Origin of the sequence: Thalassospira sp. HF15, from assembly GCF_011806525.1 — a bacterium.
In the GTDB taxonomy this organism is placed as follows: Bacteria; Pseudomonadota; Alphaproteobacteria; order Rhodospirillales; family Thalassospiraceae; genus Thalassospira.
Genome location: NZ_JAAVKI010000001.1, coordinates 725,543 through 746,827, shown reverse-complemented (window position 1 = coordinate 746,827; position 21,285 = coordinate 725,543). Strand labels below are relative to the sequence as shown.

The following is a 21,285-nucleotide window of genomic DNA, read 5'->3' as shown; positions in this document are numbered from 1 at the left end:
GGTCGTTAGCTGTGAATCGGGGATGCTGCAGCATTTTCTGGGACATGGACATGCAAGCCTGCCTGTTTTTCCAGATAGACTGTGCAAATCACGCGCACAAGGGATGCGAAATTCGCGATCTCGCCGCGCTTTGCGACAACTTCATCATGAATTTTGCCAAGAAACTGCGGCGTGGTGAAACCTTCACCCGCGGCGATTTCATCAACAATCTGCCAGAAACGCAGTTCAAGGCGCAGGCTGGTTACCACACCATTGATCCGCAACGAGCGGCTGACAGATTGGTATAGATCGGGATCGGTTCCAGAATAGATTTGACACATTGGGACGGCCTTTCCTGTTGATGCCGCTGTTACGAAACGTACAGCGGTCTTCTTTTTTTGGTTGGGGCCATGGTCAATCAAATGTCGCCCAAACGCAATAAACGTTTGGGCGACGATCCATTACAGATTGATTTCAGTGCCCAGAACCTTAAGGAATGCGGCCATCCATTTCGGGTGAGCCGGCCATGCCGGTGCTGTCACCAGATTGCCATCCGTGCAGGCGTCATCAATCGCGATGTCGGCATAGACACCACCACCCAGTTTGACCTCCGGCGCGCAAGCCGGGTAGGCCGAAACCTTGCGGTCCTTGATGATGTCGGCGGCTGCCAGAAGTTGTGCGCCATGGCAAACGGCTGCAATCGGTTTGTTAGCTGCATGGAAGTCACGGACCAGACGAATGACATCTTCGTTCAGGCGCAGATATTCCGGTGCACGTCCACCCGGGATCAGAAGGGCGTCATAGTCTTCTGCCCGTGCGGATGCGAAATCGGCATTAAGCGCAAAGTTGTGACCGCGCTTTTCGCTATAGGTCTGATCCCCTTCGAAATCATGGATGGCGGTCGCGACCGTGTCACCGGCTTTCTTATCCGGGCAGACGGCATCGACATGATGGCCAACGGCCAGAAGAGTCTGAAACGGAACCATGGTTTCGTAATCTTCGGCGTAGTCACCGGTAATCATGAGAATTTTTTTCGCAGACATATTTTATCCTCCCGCTTGTTTTGATTTGCCGTCGTTGGGCAAGGACGTGAATTATACGCCCGATGGCAGCCGGGCGGGTAACAGCGGGGTACTACGTAAGCGATCCAAACAAAAAAAAGAGGCCCGTTTGGGCCTCTTTCGTGATGCTGGTGTTTGGAAAAGAAATCAGCTTTTTGACGCTGGTGTCTTTTTCGCAGCTGTCGATTTGGTCGTCGATTTCGATGCAGTTGACCGGGAACGGGTTGCCGGTTTCTTGGCGGCGGTTTTGGTTGCCGGTTTGGCGGCGGCCTTTGCAGCAGGTTTTGCTGCGCTGGCTGTTTCAGCACCTTCGATGATGTGCAGATCGCGCTGCGGGAACGGGATAGAGAAGCCAGCAGCCTCAAGTTCCGTTTTCGACTTGCGGGTCAGATCAAAGAAGGCGGGCCAGAATTCGCTGGTGGGCACCCAGCCGCGTGCGGTCAGGTCGACCGAGCTTTCACCGAGATTGGCGACAAAGCTCATTGGTTCCGGATCCTTGAGAACGCGTTCATCGGATGCGACAAGGTTTTTGAGGAACTCAAGTGCTGCGTCGACATCGTCGTCATAGGAAATGCCGACCTTGATATCGAGACGACGGGTCGGGTTGCGCGAATAGTTTTTGATCGCGCTGTTCCAGATTTGCGAGTTCGGGGCAGAAATAAAGACACCGTCCGGCGTTTTGAGCAGGGTGGTAAACAACGTGATTTCAACCACGGTACCCGACACAGAGCCAGCTTCAACGAATTCATCGATCTTGAGCGGGCGCAGGATCAGGATCATCACCCCGGCGGCAATATTGGAAAGCGTGCCCTGCAAAGCAAGACCGATTGCCAAGCCAGCCGCACCGAGTACGGCGATAATGCTTGTTGTTTCAACGCCGAAGTTCGCCAGAACAGCGATGATAACAAATACAAGAATCGCATAGCGCACAATGCTTGCCGCCAGCGGCTTGAGCGTCGCATCAACAAATTTTGCGTTTTTCAGCGAATGGCGCACCAGTGCGGCCGCGCGTCCTGCTATCCACCAGCCCACGAGTAGAATGAGGACTGCGCCGAGCAGGTCGAGGCCAAAGCCCAACGCAAACCCCTTAAGCATTTCTGTGATGGTCGCTACATCGGTTTCGATCATGTGAACCTCGTCCGCTCCGTGTCATAATACTGTTGATTGCCAATCATACTTCCGTATGAGAGAATTAACATTACAGGTTTGAGTGTGCTTGAAAAGTGCAATGCAATCACCAATTCTTTGCATGTGTATGGAACAAGACACCTTTTCGTTCGTTAAAGACCATAATATCACCATCATTGGTGTTTAGTTATTATCGGAATAACAACCTAAAGACAGGGGTAAGACATGCAGATCCGTCCGAAAATTCTTTTTGCTCTTGGTGGCGTTGCGCTTCTGAGTGCTTGTAGCACTGTAGAGAACAGCGGTACCGCAGTTCCTTATGGTGGCAACCCGTTCACCTATAGCAGTTCTGTTTCGTCCGCGCTTTCTTCGCAGGAGCCGACCACTGATTTCGGCAAGGCGCTGAAAGCTGAATATCTGGCTTATGCACAGCGTGAAGCTGATGAATGGTATGACTATTTTGATGCCGACTTCTTTGCCAAGAAAGCCGGTCGCGTAAGCGGTGACACCATCGTTCTTCCGGAAGATCCGGCCAACTGGCGTTTCTCGGACGAAGAAATCGCCCAGAAGCGTGCAGTTCGTGACGAACTTCTTGGTCTTCTTGACGATGGCAAGCGTGAAGCAATGCCGACAACCGCCGCAGTTGCTCAGGCGCGTTATGACTGCTGGGTCGAAGAAAGTGAAGAAGGTTGGCAGACCGAGCTGATCACCCAGTGCTGGAAAGATTTCGAAGCTGCAATGACAGAACTCCGCGCAGTTGAGCCAGAGCCGATGGCAGCACCTGTTGCCGCTGCTGAGCCGCGTCTGTTCACCATCTTCTTCGATTTTGACAGCGTTGCGATCACCCCGGTTTCCGAACGTGTTCTTGATGCTGCTGCCGAGCAGTGGGCATCGTCGATGGGTGATGTTTCCATCGTTGGTCACGCCGATACCTCGGGTCCGGCAGCCTATAACCTGCGTCTGTCCGAGCGTCGTGCATCAGCAGCACTTAGCGAGCTGACCGGTCGTGGCATCAAAGGCGACATGGTATCGCAGGATGCTGTTGGTGAAGGCGATCTTCTGATCCCGACTCCGGATGGTGTTCGTGAACCGCGTAACCGTCGTGTGACGATTTCTGTCGACTAATTTTCGACGTTTACCAAATCTTTGGCAACGAGGTGGCATAATGCCACCTCGTTGTTTTTATATGTGCTTTTGACAATTCCGCGATTTTTCGCAGAAACAGGTGTTGAATTTGGGATCAATCTGCATAATCTCTGGATTGTAATCCTGATGTAAGTGAGAGGCGGGGACATATGCTAAAGGCCATCAAGACGGTCTTTTCGCAGCGCTCGGGGGGCGTTGCTCTTGCAGTTGCGACACTGGCGGTTATGACCACCGCCTTCTTGCCGAGCGCACGTGCGGCAGACAAAACACCAGTCGTTCCGTTCGAACGTTATTTTGCCGACCTTCGTGGTGATGGCAAAACCCTGCGCTTTAATGCGTTTTCGGGCGAAATCCCTGGCAAGCGTATCAAGGAACTTCTGCGGTCCGGTCAAGTGATCGGGGACCGTATCCTGCTGGCCGAAGATGTCGCGGTGTATTTCCCGGATGGGTACATTGTTCAGTCCCAGACCAATTTTGCAAAATATGTTCCGAAAATCGGTGTGAAGCCAACCAAGGTGGAAACGCGTGACGACTTGGTCGAAAACCCGCGCTATGCGCTGGTCGAGCGTTTCGATACCATTCTGGGGCGCGAATGCGCACGGACCGAGTATGCCAACGGCTTTGCAGCACTTCGCATCAAGCCTGACGGGGTTATGTCGCTTGTCCTGGAAACGGCGGGCCATTTTGACGCGCTTGTTGACGAGCATACCACGGCCTACACCGTCACCAGTGCCGTGCAGCCTGTCTTTATGGGCAATCAGGGGCTTGTGCCGGATCTGATGGCGCAGTGTGGCCGCGGTTAAACAGACCACGTCTTGAGAAATGAACAAAGGCACCGGATATCCGGTGCCTTTTTTGTTGGGCGTGCCGCGTATCTGAAGCTTATGACAGGCGCGGCAATTCGATGGCCGGGCAACGATCCATTACGGCGGTCATGCCGTTTGTCACCGCCTTTGCGCAGGCTTCTGGATTGATCACGCCAAGCTGCATCCAGACAGATTTTGCGCCAATGGCAATCGCCTCATCGACAACACCTGCGGCATCATCACTATTGCGGAAAATGTCGACCATATCGACTGGTCCGGCGATGTCAGACAGTCTGGCAACAACAGTCTGGCCGTGAATGGTGCCACCAGACTGGCCGGGATTGACGGGGATTACCGTATAGCCATGATCAAGCAGGAATTTCATCACCCGGTTGGATGGACGTTCCGGCTTGGGGCTGGCACCGACAAGGGCAATGGTTTTGGTCCTATCAAGCAGGGTTTTGATTTCCGGGTCGGTGGGGTTTTCAAATTCGGCCATTCGGGTTCATCCACTTTAAGTGCTCACTGCGTATGATTGTTATATGGTCGGCCGCATCGCGCAACTTTGATATGCGTCATTCGGCGCGACATCCTCGCGGAAAGTTGATAGCAATTTAGATGACGCAGACCGCCAGGTGCGCTTTGACTGGGGGATCGGTAAAACCTGACAGGTTCATATTGAATGTATCCATGGCTTGACCCTTCCGGGCGGTTTTCAGTTTTCAAACTGGTTGTTTTTGTCGCCCTTGTTGTGCCGGGCTGTCTGCTGCTGTGGCCGGTGATTGCCGAGGGTGGGGCGACCATCCCGGTCAAGGAAGCCATCCTTGAAAGCGGTGAGTGGGCCATCCGGATATTGCTGATCACACTTCTGGTGACACCGCTTCGCCGGATGACCCGGTTTTCGAAACTGGTTCAGGTGCGCCGCCAAATCGGTGTCGCGGCCTTTTGCTATGTGATGATCCATTTTGGCCTTTATGCCATCAGCCAGAACCTTGACCCGTTCCGGATCGCAAGCGAGATCGTTTTGCGTATTTACCTGACAATCGGGTTTGTTGCCTTGGTTGGGCTTGCTGTTTTGACAGCGACCTCAACCAAATCGGCGATGCGCCGGCTGGGAGCCAAATGGGGGCGCCTGCACAAGTTGGTCTATCCCATTGCTGTCTTGGGCATTGTGCATTTCTTTTTGCAGTCAAAGATCGATGTCACCGAAGCCACCCTGATGGCCGGGATGTTTGTGGGGCTGATGCTTTATCGTTTTGCCCATTGGCGGGGATGGTCGCTGCGTTCGAGCAAGACCTTGCTGTCGATTGCTGTTCTGAGCGGGCTTGCGACGGCCGGAATTGAATATGCGTGGTATGGCCTGGCGACCGGTATTCCGGCAGATCGGGTGGTTGCCGCCAATCTGGAATGCATGTGGCCATTGCGTCCCGCATGGACTGTATTGCTGGCTGGTATCGGGTTTGCGGTGATTGCCCAGTTCGGGCGCGATAAACCTGCAAGAAGCATGATTGCGCGGGTCTTTGGCACCCAAAAGGTCGCCGCCGGGGCGTCTTCTCGTTAAGTAACGTATCAGAACAGGTTTGACGTTTGGAGAAGTGCCGGTCCACCGTCGTCTGGAGGACAGTGGACCGGGATAGCGTGATTATTCAGAGCGGATTTTGCTCAGGAAGTTGTTGGTCTCGCGGCGCAGATTGACCGAATATTCCATCAGTTCATTGGCCGATTTCAGAACCGTATCAGCGCTTTCTGTCGAACGGACGGCAGCCGCGCTGACCAGACTGATGCTTTCGGTCACGCCACTGGTGCCGACAGATGCGTTTTCAACACTGCCGGAAATCTCCTGGGTCGCGGCACCTTGTTCTTCCACCGCGGCAGCAATGGCCGATGCACTTTCATTGAGTTCACCGACGATATCGGTGATCTCGTTGATCGCGGTCGAGGAAAGCTTGGTTGCACTCTGGATGCTTTCGATCTGCTCGGAGATTTCCTGCGTCGCGCGGCTGGTTTGCGAGGCGAGGTTCTTTACCTCGTTGGCAACAACGGCAAAGCCTTTGCCGGCTTCGCCCGCGCGGGCGGCTTCGATTGTGGCGTTCAGCGCCAGAAGGTTGGTCTGGGCCGCGATGTCGTTGATCAGGGCGATCACATCGCCAATACGTGCAGATGCCTCGACAAGGCCATCGACTGTTTCGCGCGTACTGGATGCCTTGTTTGCGACATTGGCAGCCACTTCGCTTGAATGGTTCGCCTGACGGCTGATTTCGGTGATTGAGGCAGAAAGTTCCTCGGACGAGGCGGCAACGGTTGCGACGTTGTTTGAGGCATTTTGCGCGGCATCCATGCCGATCTTTGCCTGCTGCGTGGTCTCGTCTGCTGTGCCTGACATTGTGCGGGACGCATCATCCATTTCCCGCGCGGCACTTTCAAGGCCATCGATGATGCTGCCGACCGTGCCTTCAAATTCATCGGCAAGCTTGCGGCCAAGAGCCTTTTTCTCTTCTTCGTTTTTCTCGCGAAGTTCTTTTTGTTCTGCCTCCAGGCTTTTCATGCGCAGTGCATTGGTCTGGAAAACGGTGACAGCGCTGGCCATTTCACCGATTTCGTCCTTTTTGTCCTTGGCGGGGACTTCGGTATCAAGCGCGCCGCCTGCGATCTTGTTCATCGCCTGGGTCATGGCCCGGATCGGGTGCGAGATCGACCGGTTGACGCTAAAGGCGATCAAAAGTGCAACGAGCAGCGTCACAATGCTAACACCGAGTGACAGGGTGGTGGCATCGTTAAGCGCGGTCGCAAAGAAACCGCGATCAATGCCCATGACAATAATGCCAAGGTTCTGGCCGCTAAAATCCGTAATCGGGCGGGCCATCAGAGCCAGTTCTGTACCATTGGCATCCTGTGGCGGAAGGATCTGTTCGCCATCGCGGGCAGCGGCCAGTTCCGGTGCGGTGATATCAAGGAAGCCCTCCGGGAAGGTGGAGGCAAAGACTTCAAAGGTGCCATCACGGTCAATGAGCAGGGCGGCATCAGTGTTGGAGCGCATCTTGAAGTGTTCAAAGAAGGCCGGCCCGAACGACAGACCGAATTCGACCGACCCCACATGTGTCCCGTCATTGAAAACCGGGGTGACGCCACGCATGCCAAGACCGGCAACGCCGACTTCAAGGCCGCTGATGGATTGTTGCGTCGTGTTGGTTTCGACGACAGTCTTGCGGAAGGAAGACAGATCATCACCGAATTTCTCAAGCTTATGAACCCGCAGGAATGAGACGGCCGGTGCCTTGTGGAACTGGAACTGACGCACGCCGTGGTTTTCTTTGAGGTCAGCAAAACCGGGGCCGAAAATCTCGGCAAGTGTGTCACGGTCATTGTCGGCCATGGCTTTCTGGGCGGCGGGAATGCTTGCGGCAAAGTCCGCCATTGAAAGGGCGCGGTCGGCCTCCATGTCCAGGCTGCTTCGCAATTGTTCAAAATTGGCGCGCAGTTCGCGTTGTTCAGCACCTGCAACAATATCTTGTTCAATCGAAAGGTTGATAAGCCCGATAACCAGTGCAGTCGCAAAGGTTATAAAAATCATCGCGATACTCAGCCGCGGACCGATTTTCAGAGATTTCAGCATGTCCAGATTTCCCCTCTTCCCGTCTCGTAGAAGAACTACAAGTATTCATTCTTCTACAAAATATAAGGGGTTATCTAAAATCAACTTTGAGTTTATGTAAATGACAGAAAATACTGACGTATGAATATTATAACATTATTACTATATGATAAATAAATACCAAGACCTGCAGAATATTGGCTTTCTGCAAATCTTGGTACCCATAGGAAGTCAGGTGTGGTTTAGGGGTGGATCAGGCTGCAGCGCGACGGGTGAGGGCGGTCAGCAAGCCTGCGCCAATCATAACACCGCCGCCGACCCGCGTCAGGCGACGCAGGGCCGATGGATGCCGGAACCGTTCGCGCAGCGCGCTTGCCATAACCGCCCAGATCGCCACATTGATCGCTGCCAGCGTAACGAAGGTTGCGGTCATGATGATGAACTGCGGCAAAAGCGGATCACCTGCCGTAACGAACTGCGGCACAAAGGCGATGAAGAACACAATGCCCTTGGGGTTCAGGGCTGTGACGACATAGGCCTGCAGGAACATGCGTGACGGCCGGTTGCGTTTGGCATCCGGGTTGTCATGCAGGGCTTCGGGCTTTTCGCGCCACATCTTGATGCCAAGATAGATCAGATAGGCCGCCCCGCCGAGCTTCAGCACGGTAAAGGCCTCTGCCGATGCCGCAAGCAATGCGCCAGCACCTGCCAGCGAGATCGTCATCGCGGTAAGATCGCCGAGCGCAACGCCCGGCACGGTTGCCCATGCGGTTTGTTTGCCCTTGCCCAGTGCGTAGCTGACAACAAGCATGATGGTCGGGCCGGGAATGGCCAGAACAACAGCACAGGCAAAAGCAAAGGCAAGCCAGATTTCAAACGACATGGGTCGGACTCCAAATTTCGATATCTACCTGATGATGCGTCATTACCGGGCATTTGCAAATAGCGTCATCAATCACAGCACAGATATATGGCAGGTTATTCGTGGCGCCATTCGGGATGGCGTTTTTCGACAAAGGCGCCGATCCCTTCGCGGGCGTCGTGCTTTTGCATGTTTGCGGTCATCACATCAGATGCATAGGAATAAGCCTGCGTCAGCGGCATTTCGACCTGCTTGTAGAAGGCCTGCTTGCCCAAGCGCACGGTCATGCCCGAACGCGCAGCAATTCCGGCTGCCAGTGCATCGGTGTGGGTTTCAAGATCGCCATCCTCGACCACGTCAGATACCAGTCCCATGGAAAAAGCGGTGTCGGCATTGATCGGGTCGCCGGTCAGAAGCATGCGCATGGCATGTTTGCGTGCGATATTACGGCTAAGTGCGACCATCGGTGTCGAACAGAAAAGGCCGATATTGACGCCCGGTGTTGCGAATTTTGCAGTGCTGGCGGCAACGGCCAGATCACAACTGGCGACCAACTGGCAGCCCGCAGCTGTCGCCATGCCGCGCACACGTGCGATCACCGGCTGTGGCAGGCTTACAATCGTCATCATCAAATTGCTGCATTGATTAAACAGGCTGGCATGCTGATCACATTCGGTGATGCCACTCATTTCCTTAAGGTCATGGCCGGCGCAAAATACCGGGCCCTCTGCCGCGAGAATGACGCATCTGACAGACGTCTCGGTGGCGATCTTGTCAAACGCATTTTTCAGGGCCGTCATCATTGCGCCCGACAGGGCATTGCGGCGTTTCGGGTTGTTCATGGTGAGCGTGACAACGCCGTCGCTGTCTGCGCGTGTGACGAGTTCAAGGTCAGCTTTGGTATCGGTCATGGCGGGCCTCCCGGGTGGCTGTATGTATTTGACGTTTTTTGGTTTTTAAAAGACGGTATACCGTAGTAGAATTACACGCAAAGGGTTAGAGGCCTTGGCCAATAATAAAACCTTGGAGATGTGCCGAATTTTCTGGTGTTTGCGCCTGATTTATAAAATTCATTCGGCAAGTGGTTGTGGATGAGTAAAAACTTACCGCCTCGGCGCGGACAAGCACCGGGTCGCTTTGTGCCGACCCGTAAAGTCCGGGAAGCCGTAAAGCTAACTAAACCCGTGCGTGAAACGCCCATCAAGCGTTTTGATCGCAAGGATGTTATGGAACGCGATCTTGAAAAGTATCGCGCCGAAGCACGTGCGCGCCTGTTGAAGAACGGGTTTGATATTCCTCCCTTCCTTATGCCCAAACGCAAAATCGATCCTGATGAAGAAGATGGTGATCAAAATCCCGATCCCGTTATCGAGGATGATCTGCATCCACCTGCCATGGTTGGCCCAAAACCGACCCCGCTTATGAGCAGCGCAAACCTTTCCGATGTCAAAAAGGAACATGCAAGCGCGGCGGCAAAGGTCAAACCGCGCCGCCATGTCTATGTTCAGAACAACACCAGTGGGCTCGTATCCATGTTTCTGCCACAGGATGCGCAGCAGCCAGTGAGTTCCGCGCAAAATGGTCCGTCGACACAGGCCCGGGAACCTGCAGCCCATGCTGCAGCCCAGAAGGCCGCAATCGCCCAAGAAAAAACGGCCTATGATGAATATGTCGAAAGCCTGAATGGCGGCAAAACGCTGCTTGATCGCACGCGCGAAAGTGATGACCTGGACGGGACCGGCGGCGAGAACAATATTGCCGGACGGGTGGATGACCTGAAAGAGGCCGAGGTGCGCAAGTCGCGCATCAACCTGCCCGACAGTGAGTCAAACTGGGCAGTCGAAGATGACCTTGATGCCAAGCGCCAGGCAATTTTGCAAAAACAGGGCAAATCATCGGGCACGTCAAAAGGACGTTCAGCCAAAGGGCGCAAGCAACCCGGGGAGCCGCTGAGCCTGAACAAGATGATTGCACGACTGGCCGCCTATATGATTGCGGCTGTGGCTGTGGGTTATGTTCTGGTTCTGACGATCAATGAGTTCTCATCAATTATCGGCAGGTAACGCAGATTGCGACCTCTTGCCGAACGATTGCCTTAATCCCCATATATCAGAGAGGTAATCAACGTCATCGCGGCCCAGGCAACGCTTTTCCATAGCCGCGAAACAAAACATCCAATGTCCGGGGAGACAGCGCGAAATTATCCGAGGCGGGGGCGCCGCGATCATGGCATGGCAAAGCACGTGCCGAGATGTCGGTGGAAAGTAAGTTCACCCTTGTTGCAGGAGCCAGCGAATGACGCTGTGAAATCGCCATGATGTATGACGAAACCGGTCAGGAAGACCGTCAACCTGTATATCTGCCCGAGAACCGCCATCACTGGGCATCCAATGATGAAGTCGACAAACCGGTACGTGATCTTTCGCGTGGGCCGGTTCGTGCCCGCTTCAAGCGCAAAACCGATGGCACGCCGCGCATATCGATCAGTGAGTGGATGAAAGAAAATTTGCCTGCGATCGGTGCAACCGCAATTGCAGGCATTGTGATCCTGTGTGTGGTGGTGGCAATCTATACCGATGTGGTGGGGATCTTAACCCGATAGCTGCTGCACAAGGTGGCACACAGGGCCGTTTCTCCCTGCAAATTATTGACGTTAACGTAAACGTTATGTCAGGCTATCTTCCGGTAACAATAATGGCTGCATCAAAGTAGCCGTAAAGGGAGGCCATCCAAGCCATGAACAGTTCCGAATCCCGGACCGGGGTAACACCGGCCGACTTTGACGCCATCATGCGTGAAAAGGTGCCGTTTGTCGGCGATATGGGGGTGGTCACCGAAAGTCTGTCAGAAGATACCGCAGTTCTGCGCTTGCCATTCAATGAACGCTATCTGCGTCCGGGCAATGTGGTGACAGGGCCTGCGATCTTTGCGTTGGCGGATATTGCGCTTTATGCGGTTGCCTGGCTTGTGGTGCCCAAGGCTGATCTTGCGGTGACGACAGAGGCAACGGTGCATTTTCTGTCCGGTGCGAAGCCCGGGGATTTGATGGCCGAAGCCAAAATTCTCAAGGCGGGCAGGAGGCTTTTGATTGCGGAATGCCATATTCGGTCCTGTGTTGATGATGCGCTGGTGGCGCATGTGATCGGCACCTATGCGATGCCGCCGGCAGAAAAATAGCCTGAAATGTTGTGGTAAAATAATACCTCGACATATAAGTCATTGAAAATGAATGAAATATTCCTGTTGTTTTCCTGTTGAATGCTGGCATAATGCGCCGACTTTCAACGAGGGAACAATCCCTCCGTGGAACCCAGTTTTCGAGTATAGAAATAATGAAAACCTTCACTGCGACACCGAGCGACATCGAGCGCAAATGGTTCGTGGTCGACGCAGAAGACGTCGTCCTTGGCCGCCTTGCAGCCGTTGTTGCCAACCGTCTTCGTGGTAAACACAAAGCGATGTTTACCCCGCACATGGACTGTGGCGATCACATCGTCATCGTCAATGCCGAAAAAGTCAAACTGACTGGCCGTAAGCTTCAGAACAAGAAGTTCTACTGGCACACCGGTTATCCGGGCGGCATTAAAGAACGTACCATGGACAAGCTCCTGAACGGCGAGCACCCGGAACGCGTTATCATCAAAGCTGTTGAGCGTATGATGACCCGTGGCCCGCTGCGCAGCCAGGTTCTTTCCAAACTGCACGTCTATGCTGGTACCGAGCATCCGCATGAAGCTCAGAAGCCGGAAGTCCTCGACGTAGCGGCTATGAACGAAAAGAACAAGCGGAGTGCTAAATAATGGCCGACACCAAAACTCTTGAAGATCTCAAGGATCTGGATCTGGCACAGGGCGGCGAAACCGCTGCAGCTGCTGCAGAAGGCACGCTCCCGGAGCCGAAGATCGACGCACAGGGCCGTTCCTATGCAACCGGCCGTCGTAAGAACGCAATTGCACGTGTCTGGATCAAACCGGGCTCGGGTAAAGTCACCGTCAATGGCCGTGAGTTCGAAGAGTACTTCGCACGTCCGGTTCTGCGCATGGTGATCAACCAGCCGTTCGGCGCAACCGATCGTAAAGATCAGTTCGATGTTGTCTGCACCGTAACCGGTGGCGGTCTTTCCGGTCAGGCCGGTGCCGTTCGTCACGGTATCTCCCGTGCACTGACCATGTTCGAGCCGGCACTGCGTCCGTCACTCAAAGCTGGTGGGTTCCTCACCCGTGACTCTCGTGCAGTTGAACGTAAAAAATACGGTCGCGCCAAAGCTCGTCGTAGCTTCCAGTTCTCGAAACGTTAAGTCGTTTTCGAGCAACAGGCTCGCGATACTGTTTGGAAAAGCGTCACCTTCGGGTGGCGCTTTTTCTTTTTGGCGGGTTTGCGTTCGGGGTGAGCGTTTGCTTTCCATCAGAACCAACAAAAAGCGGCGTCTTCGAGTGGTGAAGACGCCGCTTTTTGTTTCATCTTGAAAGACGTAAGTGTCTTGGTCGCGTTATTGCCAGCGGTCCGAGAAATCGCGCGGGATCATCAGGATATCGCGATCGACCTTGGTCACATCTGTACGCCCGCAAAGTGCCATGGAAACTTCAAGTTCCTTTTGAATAAGCTCAAGCGCCTTGGTCACACCGGCTTCGCCCATCGCACCCAGACCATAAACATAAGCGCGCCCAATATAGGTGCCCTTGGCACCAAGGGCCAAGGCCTTTAGCACGTCCTGGCCAGAGCGAATGCCGCTATCAAGATGGACTTCAATCTTGTCACCAACGGCATCCATGATCGCGGGCAGTGCCCGGATTGACGACAGGGCCCCATCAAGCTGGCGACCGCCATGGTTGGAGACGATGATGGCATCGGCACCGACATTCAGTGCTTCCAGAGCATCGCGCGGGTCAATGATCCCCTTGATGATCAGCGGTCCGTCCCACATTTTGCGGAATTCGCGAATGCGATCCCAATCAAGCGAGACGTCGAACGCTTCGGCCGTCCAGGTGCTGAGCGATGACGCATCGGCAACGCCCTTGGCGTGGCCGACAATGTTGCCAAAGAAGCGGCGCTTGGTGCCGAGCATGCCCAATCCCCACTGCACCTTCGTCATCATGTTGGTAACCGATTTGAAAGTCAGTTTGGGCGGGGCGGAGAGGCCGTTTTTCAAATCCTTGTGGCGTTGGCCCAACATCTGAAGGTCAACCGTAATGACCGCGGCCGAGCAATTGGCGGCTTTGGCGCGGTCAAACAGGCGTTTCATGAAGTCGTCGTCTTTAAGCGTGTAAACCTGCAGCCAGAAGGGTTTGGAGGTGTTCTCGGCAACATCTTCGATCGAGCAGATCGACATGGTCGACAATGTGTAGGGCACACCGAACTTTTCAGCCGCCCGGGCAGCCTTGATTTCACCATCGGCGCATTGCATGCCGGTCAGTCCGACCGGGGCAAGGGCGACAGGCATGGCAACATCCTGGCCGATCATCTGGCTTTTGGTCGAGCGTCCGGCCATGTCCATTGCTACCCGCTGACGCAGGTAAATGTCCTGAAAGTCCGTCGTGTTTTCTCGGAATGTCTGCTCGGTCCAGCTTCCGGATTCTGCGTAATCGTAGAACATGCGCGGCGCGCGCCGTTTATAGATGCGTTTCAGGTCATCGACGCAGGTGATCACTGGCATGAGTTCAGCTCCGAATAAAATACTCTTGGTAACGGTAATGGTAATACCAGTTGGAGAGGTTATCGCAAACGGAATTGAAAATCAGCTTCTTAGTGACTGTGTTTGGATGCCCGAAAGAGGGGAGCTCTTGTTGCGGCAAATTTTTCAAAAAGAAAGCTCGGAAATTCTGCAGGTTGTGATAAGAACAAAGCTTCGAAGAGACGATTTCAGAATTTGATTTCAGAATTTAAGGTGCGATCCGATGGTTGGAACTATGCGACGAATTTTCAAAACATAACCGTTTGCACCTCTGTTGGATTTCCTTGCTATTTGTGAAGGGCCGCTAATGGAGCGGTCTTTTTTTTGTGCCAATTCAAAGGATTGGTACCCACATGAACCCAAAAGAAAGGGGCCCCGATATGCAGTACAGAAAGCTGCACGACGCCGATTTTGATGCCGCAACCGCATTCCTTGCCAACCATGCAGCGACCAGCATGGTATTGCGCGGGAATCTGCGAACTGCCGGTATCGAACGACGTCGTCATCCGCTTTCTGGCAACTGGTTCGGGGAAGTCGCCAAGGATGGCAGCATCAGTGCGATCATTGCGCAATTTGGCAATGGGAACGTGTTTGTCGAGGCTGGTGACCAGTCCTCTATCCCGATGGCGCTGACAGAAGTATTTGCTGCCGATCCGCTAAAACCGGTGGCCGGTGTTTTTGGCAGTGCTGACCCGGCGCAAGATGTGGTTGGCCAACTTGGCCTTGAAGATGCGGGGTTTGCCATCAACGCATCTGATGTGCTTTACGAGCTTGATCTCAGTCACCTGATTGTGCCCCAGAATGCGCGGGCCGATGATTTTCAGATGGTCGATGCCGAAAAGATCGAACGCAATACTTTGCTGCGCTGGTTGCGCGCCTACGAAATCGAAGCACTCGGGGCGGAAGATACACCAGGTCTCGACAGCAAGATCGCCTCGCGCCTTGTTCAGGCCCTTGATGCGCGGTGTATGTGGGGCCTGATTGTTGATGGCAAGCCTGTCTCCTTGTCCGGTTTCAACGCGACCTTGCCCGATATGGTACAGGTCGGCCCGGTCTGGACCCCGCCAGAAGAAAGATCAAAAGGCTATGCGCGCATTCTGGTTGCCAAAACGCTGCTCGCAGTCCGGGCGAGGGGCGTTAAACGCGCCATTCTTTCAACGGATAGCGAGGCAGCGGCCAAGGCCTATGAGGCGCTTGGATTTCAAAAGATCGGGCATTATCGCTTGGCGCTGCTTCAACATGCAGTAAGCATTACGCCTGAGCTGGTCTAGACCGTCATGCGACATGAACCATTTCAGGTTCTGGAATGAACATTGTTTCCGATGGCGCCCGCCGATACCCATGTGGTTTCGGCGGGTTTTTTGTCTGTATGAGACATGGAAAAATAACCCAGGATTGCATTGTGCGTGAACCGTTTGCGGTTTTATCCGTAGGATTTTTACTCTGAATGGCTTGGATTATGTATTGCCGGACGATGGTGAGGACCCCGGACGTTCGCGCAATGTCGTGTTTTATCTGCAAGCGCAATTTACCTGGTAGCGGAGGAAACAATGTCAAAAGTTATCCAGACCATGGTGTTTGCCGCTGCGGTGCTTCTGCTTGCGCCACAGCATTCCGATGCGAAAACCAAAAACCCACCGGGATGTAAAAACTCCAGTCCGACTGCGCACAATCCAAACTGTTCGGGGGGCTCGGGAACGCATGTGCCGTCGACACCAGACAAACCCCCTGTTGAGATCAATACGATCACGCACGGCAATAGCGGTTCCGGTGCGGTTGCCATGCCCAGTGTTGTCCCCTCGGGCGGCGGTGCAGGCAGTGCTGCGGGAAGTGCCCCGTTGTCTTCGATACCTTCTGCTAAGCCGTCGGGGACCATCAGTCGCGCACCCGCATCCGCGTCGACAAACAGCGTGCAGCCATCCGGGGCAGGTGGAAATGGTTCGTCGGGCGGTGTGGTCATCATCGCGCCATCAAACGGGGCTTCGGGCGCGCCGGCGAATAATGCGACAAATGCGGTGACAGGGACCAGTGTGGCACCAACGAATACATCCTCCGCCGCATCAGCGGATAGAAGCCATGGTCATGGTGAGGTCTTGGAGGGGCACGATCCCAATATTGTTCCGGTCAATCCTTTGCATGCACCAGCTGTCGTGCCACATCTTCGTCCGGCGACGAATAGGGCATCGACCTTTTCTGGAAATCGGCCCTCCAGAATTGAGCAAATCGCCCCGACGGACATTGCTGCCGGGCAGTATGGCGAGCCGGTATCGGGATTTGGCCATGCATCGGGCAATAGTTTTGGCCAGACCGGGGAGCTTGGGTACAAATTTGTCCATGTGCAGGAACTTGACGGATATCCGCGCTATGATTCCCATATCCCTCCGAAACCGGGCAAGAACTTTGTCCCGGGATACCGCGCCGTACTTGTGTCACGCGATGGGGTAAGTACATGTGCGATTTCCGGCATGGGACGGCGCACGATCGTAAACCAGAATGGGCACACCATCTCGATCGGGCATGCTGAGACGCTGCATTTCCGGTCAAGTTCCACCGCGCATCTGCCAAGCAACCATCAAATGGCCAGTCACTGTCTGGTTTCGATAAAGAAGTAGTCTGGCCTAAAGCATGACGCCTGGGCCCCCAAAGCATTCATTGCTGTGGGGTAGTTAAGGTTGCTTAAAGGGTCAACTGGCAAACTGCAGGCAGTACAAAATACATTATAATGTGTCCACGTGGTATGTCGGCCAAGGTGCCAGAGAGTAAGAATTATGAAGAATTATTTTGTCATTACCGCCGGACGTACGGGTTCGGCGTGGTTGGCTGACTTCCTGTCTGAAAATCTGAAAATTGATGCGATACATGAACCGCTTGATATCGACGATTTCGGTGTGCGCATGCCCGATATTCGTACCATGCGGAACTTCAACAATTATGGGAACAATGAATTCGTCAAAGATTTCTGGGCCCGCAAATTCGATAGTATTCCAGATAGTACTTATGCCGAGACCAACCATACGCTGTGCAAATGCGGCTTGGTTGAAAACCTGGTCGATAGCGACCGGGTCGATTTCATCACGCTGATCATTCTGAAACGCGATATTGTCAAGCAGTGTGTCAGTTATCTCGTGCGCAATGATTTTGGCAATATCACGTTGGCGTGGCAGTGGTATTTGCATCCGTCCTATCAAAAGAAACTGATCAATTTCCAGCCGTTCGCCCAACTGGGAGGTTTGGGCATGCCGCTTTGGTATTGTTATGAAATGCAGGCGCGCCAAGAATACTATCGACAAAAATATGCCGACAAGATTGAGATGATCGAGGTCACGCTTGATGATGCTGTGAAGGATGAGGGTGCTAGAGCATTCCTTAAGGACCTTGGTATTGAAGCCGAGTGCAAAATGCCGCCTAAAAAGAATGCGAACAAGGCAAAGCCGCCGCAGCAGCTTGTGGATCAGGTCTCTGACGTTATAAGTAAAATCAGTTTTGACAGCAGCAAGATTGCCAGTGACGCCATCAAGGCCGGTTTCAATTTCGACGCTTGATCTGGCGCGATACTCAGCGGTGTTTGGCACTTTGAATTCACACGAGTAAGGCCGGGAGTACTTCTCTCAATTCCTTGATTTTGCATCGAGGCCTCCTTTGATCATCCATTCGATTGGCGCTTTTACATTCAGACTTTTGATTTTGTTTGGCGTTGGTATTGCGTCCAGCGTGCTCATTGGAACAGTTCGTGCGCACGATACTTCCGCTGATCTCTCATCAGTCCTGTACCGGTTTGAAAACCGGGCCCTGACGCTCGGCCGGTACGGCGCGGTGGCGGTGTTTCAGGAACGGCTTTTTGCCAAAGCGGCCAATTGCGCGGCTAAATCCGCAAGCAGCTATGGCGCGCCGGATGGCATTGTTGGCGCAAAGACGCGACAGGCGATCATTGACCTGCAGCCTTGTCTGAATGCAGCTGTGCGTGCCGCGGTGGGCGCAGATAATTACGGTGCGATCACTGTCGGGCTTTGGCGGTTGCTGATGCCGGTCCAACTGCCGCCGCCCGATGCCATCACACGTGCCAATCATCTGACCTTTGCGCTGGAAGGCACGGACTATGACGTGATCCAGTTCAATTTCTGTCAGTCGAAAAATCCCCGCAGTGGCAAAACCTTCCTTGAAGGTGACCCGTACTGCCACACCAACGACCCGCGCGCCTATCTGACGTGGGGGCCGCGCGGGGCGACCGCCGGAGCCGGCGCGGAAATCCAGCAGATCCTGTTCGCGGCAGAGCGCGCTACTCCCGGCTTGCTGCAAAGCGTGTTTGGGCCGTTTACCGAAGATATGCACAGGCTGGCACTTGGCAATAGTGATGCGGCGTTTGATATACTTTGCGCGATCTGGGTGGATGATCGTAAGCGGACAGCATTCGAAAAACGTTTCGCGGCCTATGGTGCGCGGCCGGAAGTGCAGGCGGCTTATCACCGGGTCTATGACGCAGCCAATGCCGATGGCGGCAAGATCGCGCGGTTTTTCAAGCTATACGGTGCGATTAAGCCGGTGATAAAGCGCGACCCGACCGAGATTGATCTGGCCTTTTTCATTGACCGCGCAACCCATGGCTCCGTGCCGCCGGGTGATATTGGTCCGCTTGTCGAGCGCATGACAAAGTTCATAACCCGTACGCGCAACCTGCCAAGTCCGGGCAATATCCGTAAGCAACTGGCCGCCTGGCTGCCGACGCATCACAAATACAATGACCGGTTGGCACGTGATGCCATTTTTCTGGTTGATGATCCGGATGTGGTTGTTTCGGATGCCCATCGGCGCATGTGGCGGGAGCGATCCGGATTAAAGGCAAGCGACTTCGGGCTATCCGATACGCGCTACATCGCGAGCTATCCGGTCGCAAGCCCGACGGGATATGAGAAGATCGAGAAATTCTATACCGTTTTGCCCGAGGACGCGCGCGCCTGTCCCGATACAGTGCGTCGTGCGCGCAAGAAGTAGGCACAAAGATCTGCATGTATGTGGAAATCGCATGGAGAAGTTGCAGATTATAAGGGATATTTGCGGCCTAAACGCTTGCATCTGCGGGGGTTGTTTGCCAACATCCGCGCGTTATCACGCCCTGCTTTCGTGCAGGTGCCAAATATGGAGTAGGATTTGATATGAGTGACGTTAAGGTCAAAGTCGGAATTCTCGGTGCCAGTGGCTATACCGGGGCGGAACTGGTTCGCATTCTTGCGCATCATGCCGCCGCGGAAATCACCCTGTTGACCGCAGACCGACGCGCCGGACGTCCGTTCGGGGAAGTTTTCCCGCATCTTGCCCATATTGATCTGCCGACGATGATCAAGATCGAAGATGCCGACTGGTCAACGGTGGATCTGATTTTCTGCGCGCTGCCGCATGGCACGACACAGGAAGTCATTGCCGGTTTGCCCGATCACGTGAAGGTGGTTGATCTGTCAGCCGACTTCCGTCTGTTCGATCCGGCAACCTACAAGGAATGGTATGGTGCGGAACACGCCGCACAAGGCCTGCAGAAGGAAGTGGCCTATGGCCTGACCGAGTTGCATCGTGAAAAGATCAAGAAGGCGCGCGTGGTGGCCAATCCGGGTTGCTATCCGACCCCTGTGCAGTTGGCCCTGACGCCACTTCTCGAAGGCAAGTTGGTGCATTCTGACGACATTATCATTGATGCCAAATCCGGTGTAACCGGGGCAGGGCGGTCGCCCAAGGAAATGACGCTGTTTGCTGAAGTGACCGAAGGCATTCATGCCTATGGTACCGGGGGGCATCGCCATGCGCCCGAAATCGAACAGGGCCTTGCCTGGGCCAGCGGCAGTGATGTTGTGGTGAATTTCTCGCCGCACCTGATGCCGATGAGCCGCGGTATCCTTGAAAGCATCTATGTCAAAATGACCGATGGCACCACGGCCGAGGACATTCAGGCAGCTCTTGAGAAACGATTTGCCGATGAGCCGTTCGTGCGCATTCTGCCATTTGGTGTCACGCCGCAGACGCGCCATGTGCGTGGTTCGAATTATGTCCTGATGGGGGTCGTCAAGGACCGTGTGCCGGGCCGTGTGATCATCCTTGCGGTCGAAGACAACCTTGTTAAAGGTGCATCCGGTCAGGCGGTTCAGAACATGAATGTCATGCTGGGCCTGCCCGAAACCATGGGCCTTGAGATCGAACCGCTGTTCCCGTAAGCGGACAGGTACGAAAGGATTGAGGGCGGAGCCAGGGGCTCCGCCTTTGTCGTTTCGGGGGACGAGAAAAGTGGGGCTTTGGTCGAATTTGGTGAAACCGGACTTTTATGTCGGCTGCATCAACCTTAAACTGATGGCAATTGTTTGAACGCCAGTGTGTGAAAGGTTCAAAAGCATGCGCTTGTCCTATCGCGGGGTTATGCCCACTATTAATGAAACTGCGTTTATCGCCCCGAATGCGACGATCATCGGCGATGTTGAAATCGGGGACGAGACCGGCATCTGGTTTGGTTGCGTCATCCGCGGTGACGTTCACGAGATCCGCATCGGATCGCGCACCAACATACAGGACCTGACCATGGTGCATGTCGCCAAGGGGAAGTTCGGGACCTATATTGGTGATGACGTCACCATCGGCCATTCGGCGATCATTCATGCCTGCACGCTTGAAGATCGAAGCTTTGTCGGCATGGGGGCAACCGTGATGGATGGTTGCGTGATTGAGCAGGGCGGTATGCTTGGGGCCAATGCGCTTCTTTCACCGGGCAAACGTATTCCAGCGGGGGAACTTTGGGCTGGCGTACCGGCGCGCAAGGTACGTGATCTGACGCAGGAAGAAATTGAATTCTTCAAGGTGTCGGCAGACCGCTATGCCGATCTGGCACAGGAATATGTCACATCAATTCCCAAGGATCTGGGAAAAGACAGCTGAATGCACTTTGATGTTACAGACAAATACAGATGCCGTTGACATATGAGGCTGTCGACCGTGCATAACCCTTTGACAGCGGACAGTTTTTCGCATCATCATATGGTATGAGGTTTAAAGGCGACCTGATTGAC

At 54.1% G+C, this 21,285-nt stretch carries 22 protein-coding genes; 14 read left to right on the top strand and 8 right to left on the bottom strand.

Annotated features, from left to right (window positions below; translation table 11 throughout):
* Positions 1-5: 5 nt before the first annotated feature.
* The 3 genes from HED22_RS03445 to HED22_RS03435 form a co-directional block, all read right to left on the bottom strand.
* A complete protein-coding gene (locus HED22_RS03445; RefSeq protein WP_167718905.1) occupies positions 6-320 on the bottom strand; it encodes a ribbon-helix-helix domain-containing protein in 315 nt (104 codons plus the stop codon).
* Between the two features lie 120 nt (positions 321-440).
* Positions 441-1,022, bottom strand: a complete 582-nt coding sequence (locus HED22_RS03440; protein ID WP_167718902.1) for a DJ-1/PfpI family protein — start codon at positions 1,020-1,022, stop codon at positions 441-443.
* Between the two features lie 165 nt (positions 1,023-1,187).
* Positions 1,188-2,168 carry a mechanosensitive ion channel family protein gene (locus HED22_RS03435; RefSeq protein ID WP_167718898.1) on the bottom strand — a complete coding sequence of 327 codons (981 nt, stop codon included), beginning with the start codon at positions 2,166-2,168 and terminating at the stop codon, positions 1,188-1,190.
* Between the two features lie 225 nt (positions 2,169-2,393).
* Between HED22_RS03435 and HED22_RS03430 the strand changes: the two genes are divergently transcribed.
* Positions 2,394-3,293, top strand: coding sequence for an OmpA family protein (locus tag HED22_RS03430; RefSeq protein WP_167718895.1), 900 nt, complete (start codon positions 2,394-2,396; stop codon positions 3,291-3,293).
* A 170-nt stretch (positions 3,294-3,463) separates the two neighbouring features.
* Positions 3,464-4,117, top strand: a complete 654-nt coding sequence (locus HED22_RS03425) for a hypothetical protein (RefSeq protein WP_167718892.1) — start codon at positions 3,464-3,466, stop codon at positions 4,115-4,117.
* A 79-nt stretch (positions 4,118-4,196) separates the two neighbouring features.
* Here the strand turns inward: HED22_RS03425 and HED22_RS03420 are convergent, their stop codons facing one another.
* Complete coding sequence (locus tag HED22_RS03420; RefSeq protein ID WP_167718889.1) at positions 4,197-4,619, bottom strand: CoA-binding protein; 423 nt, start codon at positions 4,617-4,619, stop codon at positions 4,197-4,199.
* A 183-nt stretch (positions 4,620-4,802) separates the two neighbouring features.
* On the opposite strand from HED22_RS03420, the gene HED22_RS03415 reads away from it, so the two are divergent.
* On the top strand, positions 4,803-5,681 hold the full coding sequence (locus HED22_RS03415) for a sulfite oxidase heme-binding subunit YedZ (protein WP_167718886.1): 879 nt from the start codon (positions 4,803-4,805) through the stop codon (positions 5,679-5,681).
* A gap of 81 nt (positions 5,682-5,762) precedes the next feature.
* Here HED22_RS03415 and HED22_RS03410 read toward each other — a convergent pair whose 3' ends face one another.
* The 3 genes from HED22_RS03410 to HED22_RS03400 form a co-directional block, all read right to left on the bottom strand.
* Positions 5,763-7,733 (bottom strand): methyl-accepting chemotaxis protein, encoded by a 1,971-nt coding sequence (locus tag HED22_RS03410; protein ID WP_167718883.1) that lies wholly within the window; start codon positions 7,731-7,733, stop codon positions 5,763-5,765.
* A 232-nt stretch (positions 7,734-7,965) separates the two neighbouring features.
* A complete protein-coding gene (locus HED22_RS03405) occupies positions 7,966-8,595 on the bottom strand; it encodes a LysE family translocator (protein ID WP_167718879.1) in 630 nt (209 codons plus the stop codon).
* Positions 8,596-8,690: 95 nt separating this feature from the next.
* Positions 8,691-9,485, bottom strand: coding sequence for an enoyl-CoA hydratase (locus tag HED22_RS03400; protein WP_167718876.1), 795 nt, complete (start codon positions 9,483-9,485; stop codon positions 8,691-8,693).
* A 180-nt stretch (positions 9,486-9,665) separates the two neighbouring features.
* On the opposite strand from HED22_RS03400, the gene HED22_RS03395 reads away from it, so the two are divergent.
* From HED22_RS03395 to rpsI, 5 genes are all read left to right on the top strand, one after another.
* Complete coding sequence (locus HED22_RS03395; RefSeq protein WP_167718873.1) at positions 9,666-10,637, top strand: hypothetical protein; 972 nt, start codon at positions 9,666-9,668, stop codon at positions 10,635-10,637.
* A 251-nt stretch (positions 10,638-10,888) separates the two neighbouring features.
* Positions 10,889-11,176 carry a hypothetical protein gene (locus HED22_RS03390; protein ID WP_167718870.1) on the top strand — a complete coding sequence of 96 codons (288 nt, stop codon included), beginning with the start codon at positions 10,889-10,891 and terminating at the stop codon, positions 11,174-11,176.
* Positions 11,177-11,310: 134 nt separating this feature from the next.
* Complete coding sequence (locus HED22_RS03385; RefSeq protein ID WP_167718867.1) at positions 11,311-11,751, top strand: PaaI family thioesterase; 441 nt, start codon at positions 11,311-11,313, stop codon at positions 11,749-11,751.
* A 155-nt stretch (positions 11,752-11,906) separates the two neighbouring features.
* On the top strand, positions 11,907-12,374 hold the full coding sequence (rplM, locus tag HED22_RS03380) for a 50S ribosomal protein L13 (protein ID WP_062955298.1): 468 nt from the start codon (positions 11,907-11,909) through the stop codon (positions 12,372-12,374).
* Positions 12,374-12,871 (top strand): 30S ribosomal protein S9, encoded by a 498-nt coding sequence (gene rpsI, locus HED22_RS03375; protein WP_167718864.1) that lies wholly within the window; start codon positions 12,374-12,376, stop codon positions 12,869-12,871. The genes rplM and rpsI overlap by 1 nt, the downstream gene beginning before the upstream one ends.
* A 192-nt stretch (positions 12,872-13,063) precedes the next feature.
* Here the strand turns inward: rpsI and HED22_RS03370 are convergent, their stop codons facing one another.
* Complete coding sequence (locus HED22_RS03370; RefSeq protein WP_167718860.1) at positions 13,064-14,227, bottom strand: alpha-hydroxy acid oxidase; 1,164 nt, start codon at positions 14,225-14,227, stop codon at positions 13,064-13,066.
* A gap of 398 nt (positions 14,228-14,625) precedes the next feature.
* Between HED22_RS03370 and HED22_RS03365 the strand changes: the two genes are divergently transcribed.
* The 6 genes from HED22_RS03365 to HED22_RS03340 all read left to right on the top strand — a co-directional run bounded on the left by HED22_RS03365 (position 14,626) and on the right by HED22_RS03340 (position 21,154).
* Positions 14,626-15,516 carry a GNAT family N-acetyltransferase gene (locus tag HED22_RS03365; protein ID WP_167718857.1) on the top strand — a complete coding sequence of 297 codons (891 nt, stop codon included), beginning with the start codon at positions 14,626-14,628 and terminating at the stop codon, positions 15,514-15,516.
* 279 nt (positions 15,517-15,795) lie between these two features.
* Positions 15,796-16,857: a hypothetical protein gene (locus HED22_RS03360; protein WP_167718855.1), complete on the top strand. Its 1,062-nt coding sequence runs from the start codon at positions 15,796-15,798 to the stop codon at positions 16,855-16,857.
* 156 nt (positions 16,858-17,013) lie between these two features.
* Positions 17,014-17,787: a hypothetical protein gene (locus HED22_RS03355; protein ID WP_167718852.1), complete on the top strand. Its 774-nt coding sequence runs from the start codon at positions 17,014-17,016 to the stop codon at positions 17,785-17,787.
* A gap of 169 nt (positions 17,788-17,956) precedes the next feature.
* A complete protein-coding gene (locus HED22_RS03350; protein ID WP_368484462.1) occupies positions 17,957-19,234 on the top strand; it encodes a hypothetical protein in 1,278 nt (425 codons plus the stop codon).
* 161 nt (positions 19,235-19,395) lie between these two features.
* Positions 19,396-20,442, top strand: a complete 1,047-nt coding sequence (gene argC / locus HED22_RS03345) for an N-acetyl-gamma-glutamyl-phosphate reductase (RefSeq protein WP_167718849.1) — start codon at positions 19,396-19,398, stop codon at positions 20,440-20,442.
* Positions 20,443-20,617: 175 nt separating this feature from the next.
* A complete protein-coding gene (locus tag HED22_RS03340; protein ID WP_167718846.1) occupies positions 20,618-21,154 on the top strand; it encodes a gamma carbonic anhydrase family protein in 537 nt (178 codons plus the stop codon).
* Positions 21,155-21,285 lie beyond the last annotated feature (131 nt).

Coding starts and splice junctions, on each gene's coding strand:
- HED22_RS03365 (WP_167718857.1), top strand. CDS start 14,626: ATGCAGTACAGAAAGCTGCACGACGCCGATTTTGATGCCGCAACCGCA.
- rplM (WP_062955298.1), top strand. CDS start 11,907: ATGAAAACCTTCACTGCGACACCGAGCGACATCGAGCGCAAATGGTTC.
- HED22_RS03415 (WP_167718886.1), top strand. CDS start 4,803: ATGTATCCATGGCTTGACCCTTCCGGGCGGTTTTCAGTTTTCAAACTG.
- rpsI (WP_167718864.1), top strand. CDS start 12,374: ATGGCCGACACCAAAACTCTTGAAGATCTCAAGGATCTGGATCTGGCA.
- HED22_RS03440 (WP_167718902.1), bottom strand. CDS start 1,022: ATGTCTGCGAAAAAAATTCTCATGATTACCGGTGACTACGCCGAAGAT.
- HED22_RS03430 (WP_167718895.1), top strand. CDS start 2,394: ATGCAGATCCGTCCGAAAATTCTTTTTGCTCTTGGTGGCGTTGCGCTT.
- argC (WP_167718849.1), top strand. CDS start 19,396: ATGAGTGACGTTAAGGTCAAAGTCGGAATTCTCGGTGCCAGTGGCTAT.
- HED22_RS03405 (WP_167718879.1), bottom strand. CDS start 8,595: ATGTCGTTTGAAATCTGGCTTGCCTTTGCTTTTGCCTGTGCTGTTGTT.
- HED22_RS03390 (WP_167718870.1), top strand. CDS start 10,889: ATGATGTATGACGAAACCGGTCAGGAAGACCGTCAACCTGTATATCTG.
- HED22_RS03445 (WP_167718905.1), bottom strand. CDS start 320: ATGTGTCAAATCTATTCTGGAACCGATCCCGATCTATACCAATCTGTC.
- HED22_RS03400 (WP_167718876.1), bottom strand. CDS start 9,485: ATGACCGATACCAAAGCTGACCTTGAACTCGTCACACGCGCAGACAGC.
- HED22_RS03340 (WP_167718846.1), top strand. CDS start 20,618: ATGCGCTTGTCCTATCGCGGGGTTATGCCCACTATTAATGAAACTGCG.
- HED22_RS03370 (WP_167718860.1), bottom strand. CDS start 14,227: ATGCCAGTGATCACCTGCGTCGATGACCTGAAACGCATCTATAAACGG.
- HED22_RS03425 (WP_167718892.1), top strand. CDS start 3,464: ATGCTAAAGGCCATCAAGACGGTCTTTTCGCAGCGCTCGGGGGGCGTT.
- HED22_RS03435 (WP_167718898.1), bottom strand. CDS start 2,168: ATGATCGAAACCGATGTAGCGACCATCACAGAAATGCTTAAGGGGTTT.
- HED22_RS03360 (WP_167718855.1), top strand. CDS start 15,796: ATGTCAAAAGTTATCCAGACCATGGTGTTTGCCGCTGCGGTGCTTCTG.
- HED22_RS03410 (WP_167718883.1), bottom strand. CDS start 7,733: ATGCTGAAATCTCTGAAAATCGGTCCGCGGCTGAGTATCGCGATGATT.
- HED22_RS03420 (WP_167718889.1), bottom strand. CDS start 4,619: ATGGCCGAATTTGAAAACCCCACCGACCCGGAAATCAAAACCCTGCTT.
- HED22_RS03385 (WP_167718867.1), top strand. CDS start 11,311: ATGAACAGTTCCGAATCCCGGACCGGGGTAACACCGGCCGACTTTGAC.
- HED22_RS03355 (WP_167718852.1), top strand. CDS start 17,014: ATGAAGAATTATTTTGTCATTACCGCCGGACGTACGGGTTCGGCGTGG.
- HED22_RS03395 (WP_167718873.1), top strand. CDS start 9,666: ATGAGTAAAAACTTACCGCCTCGGCGCGGACAAGCACCGGGTCGCTTT.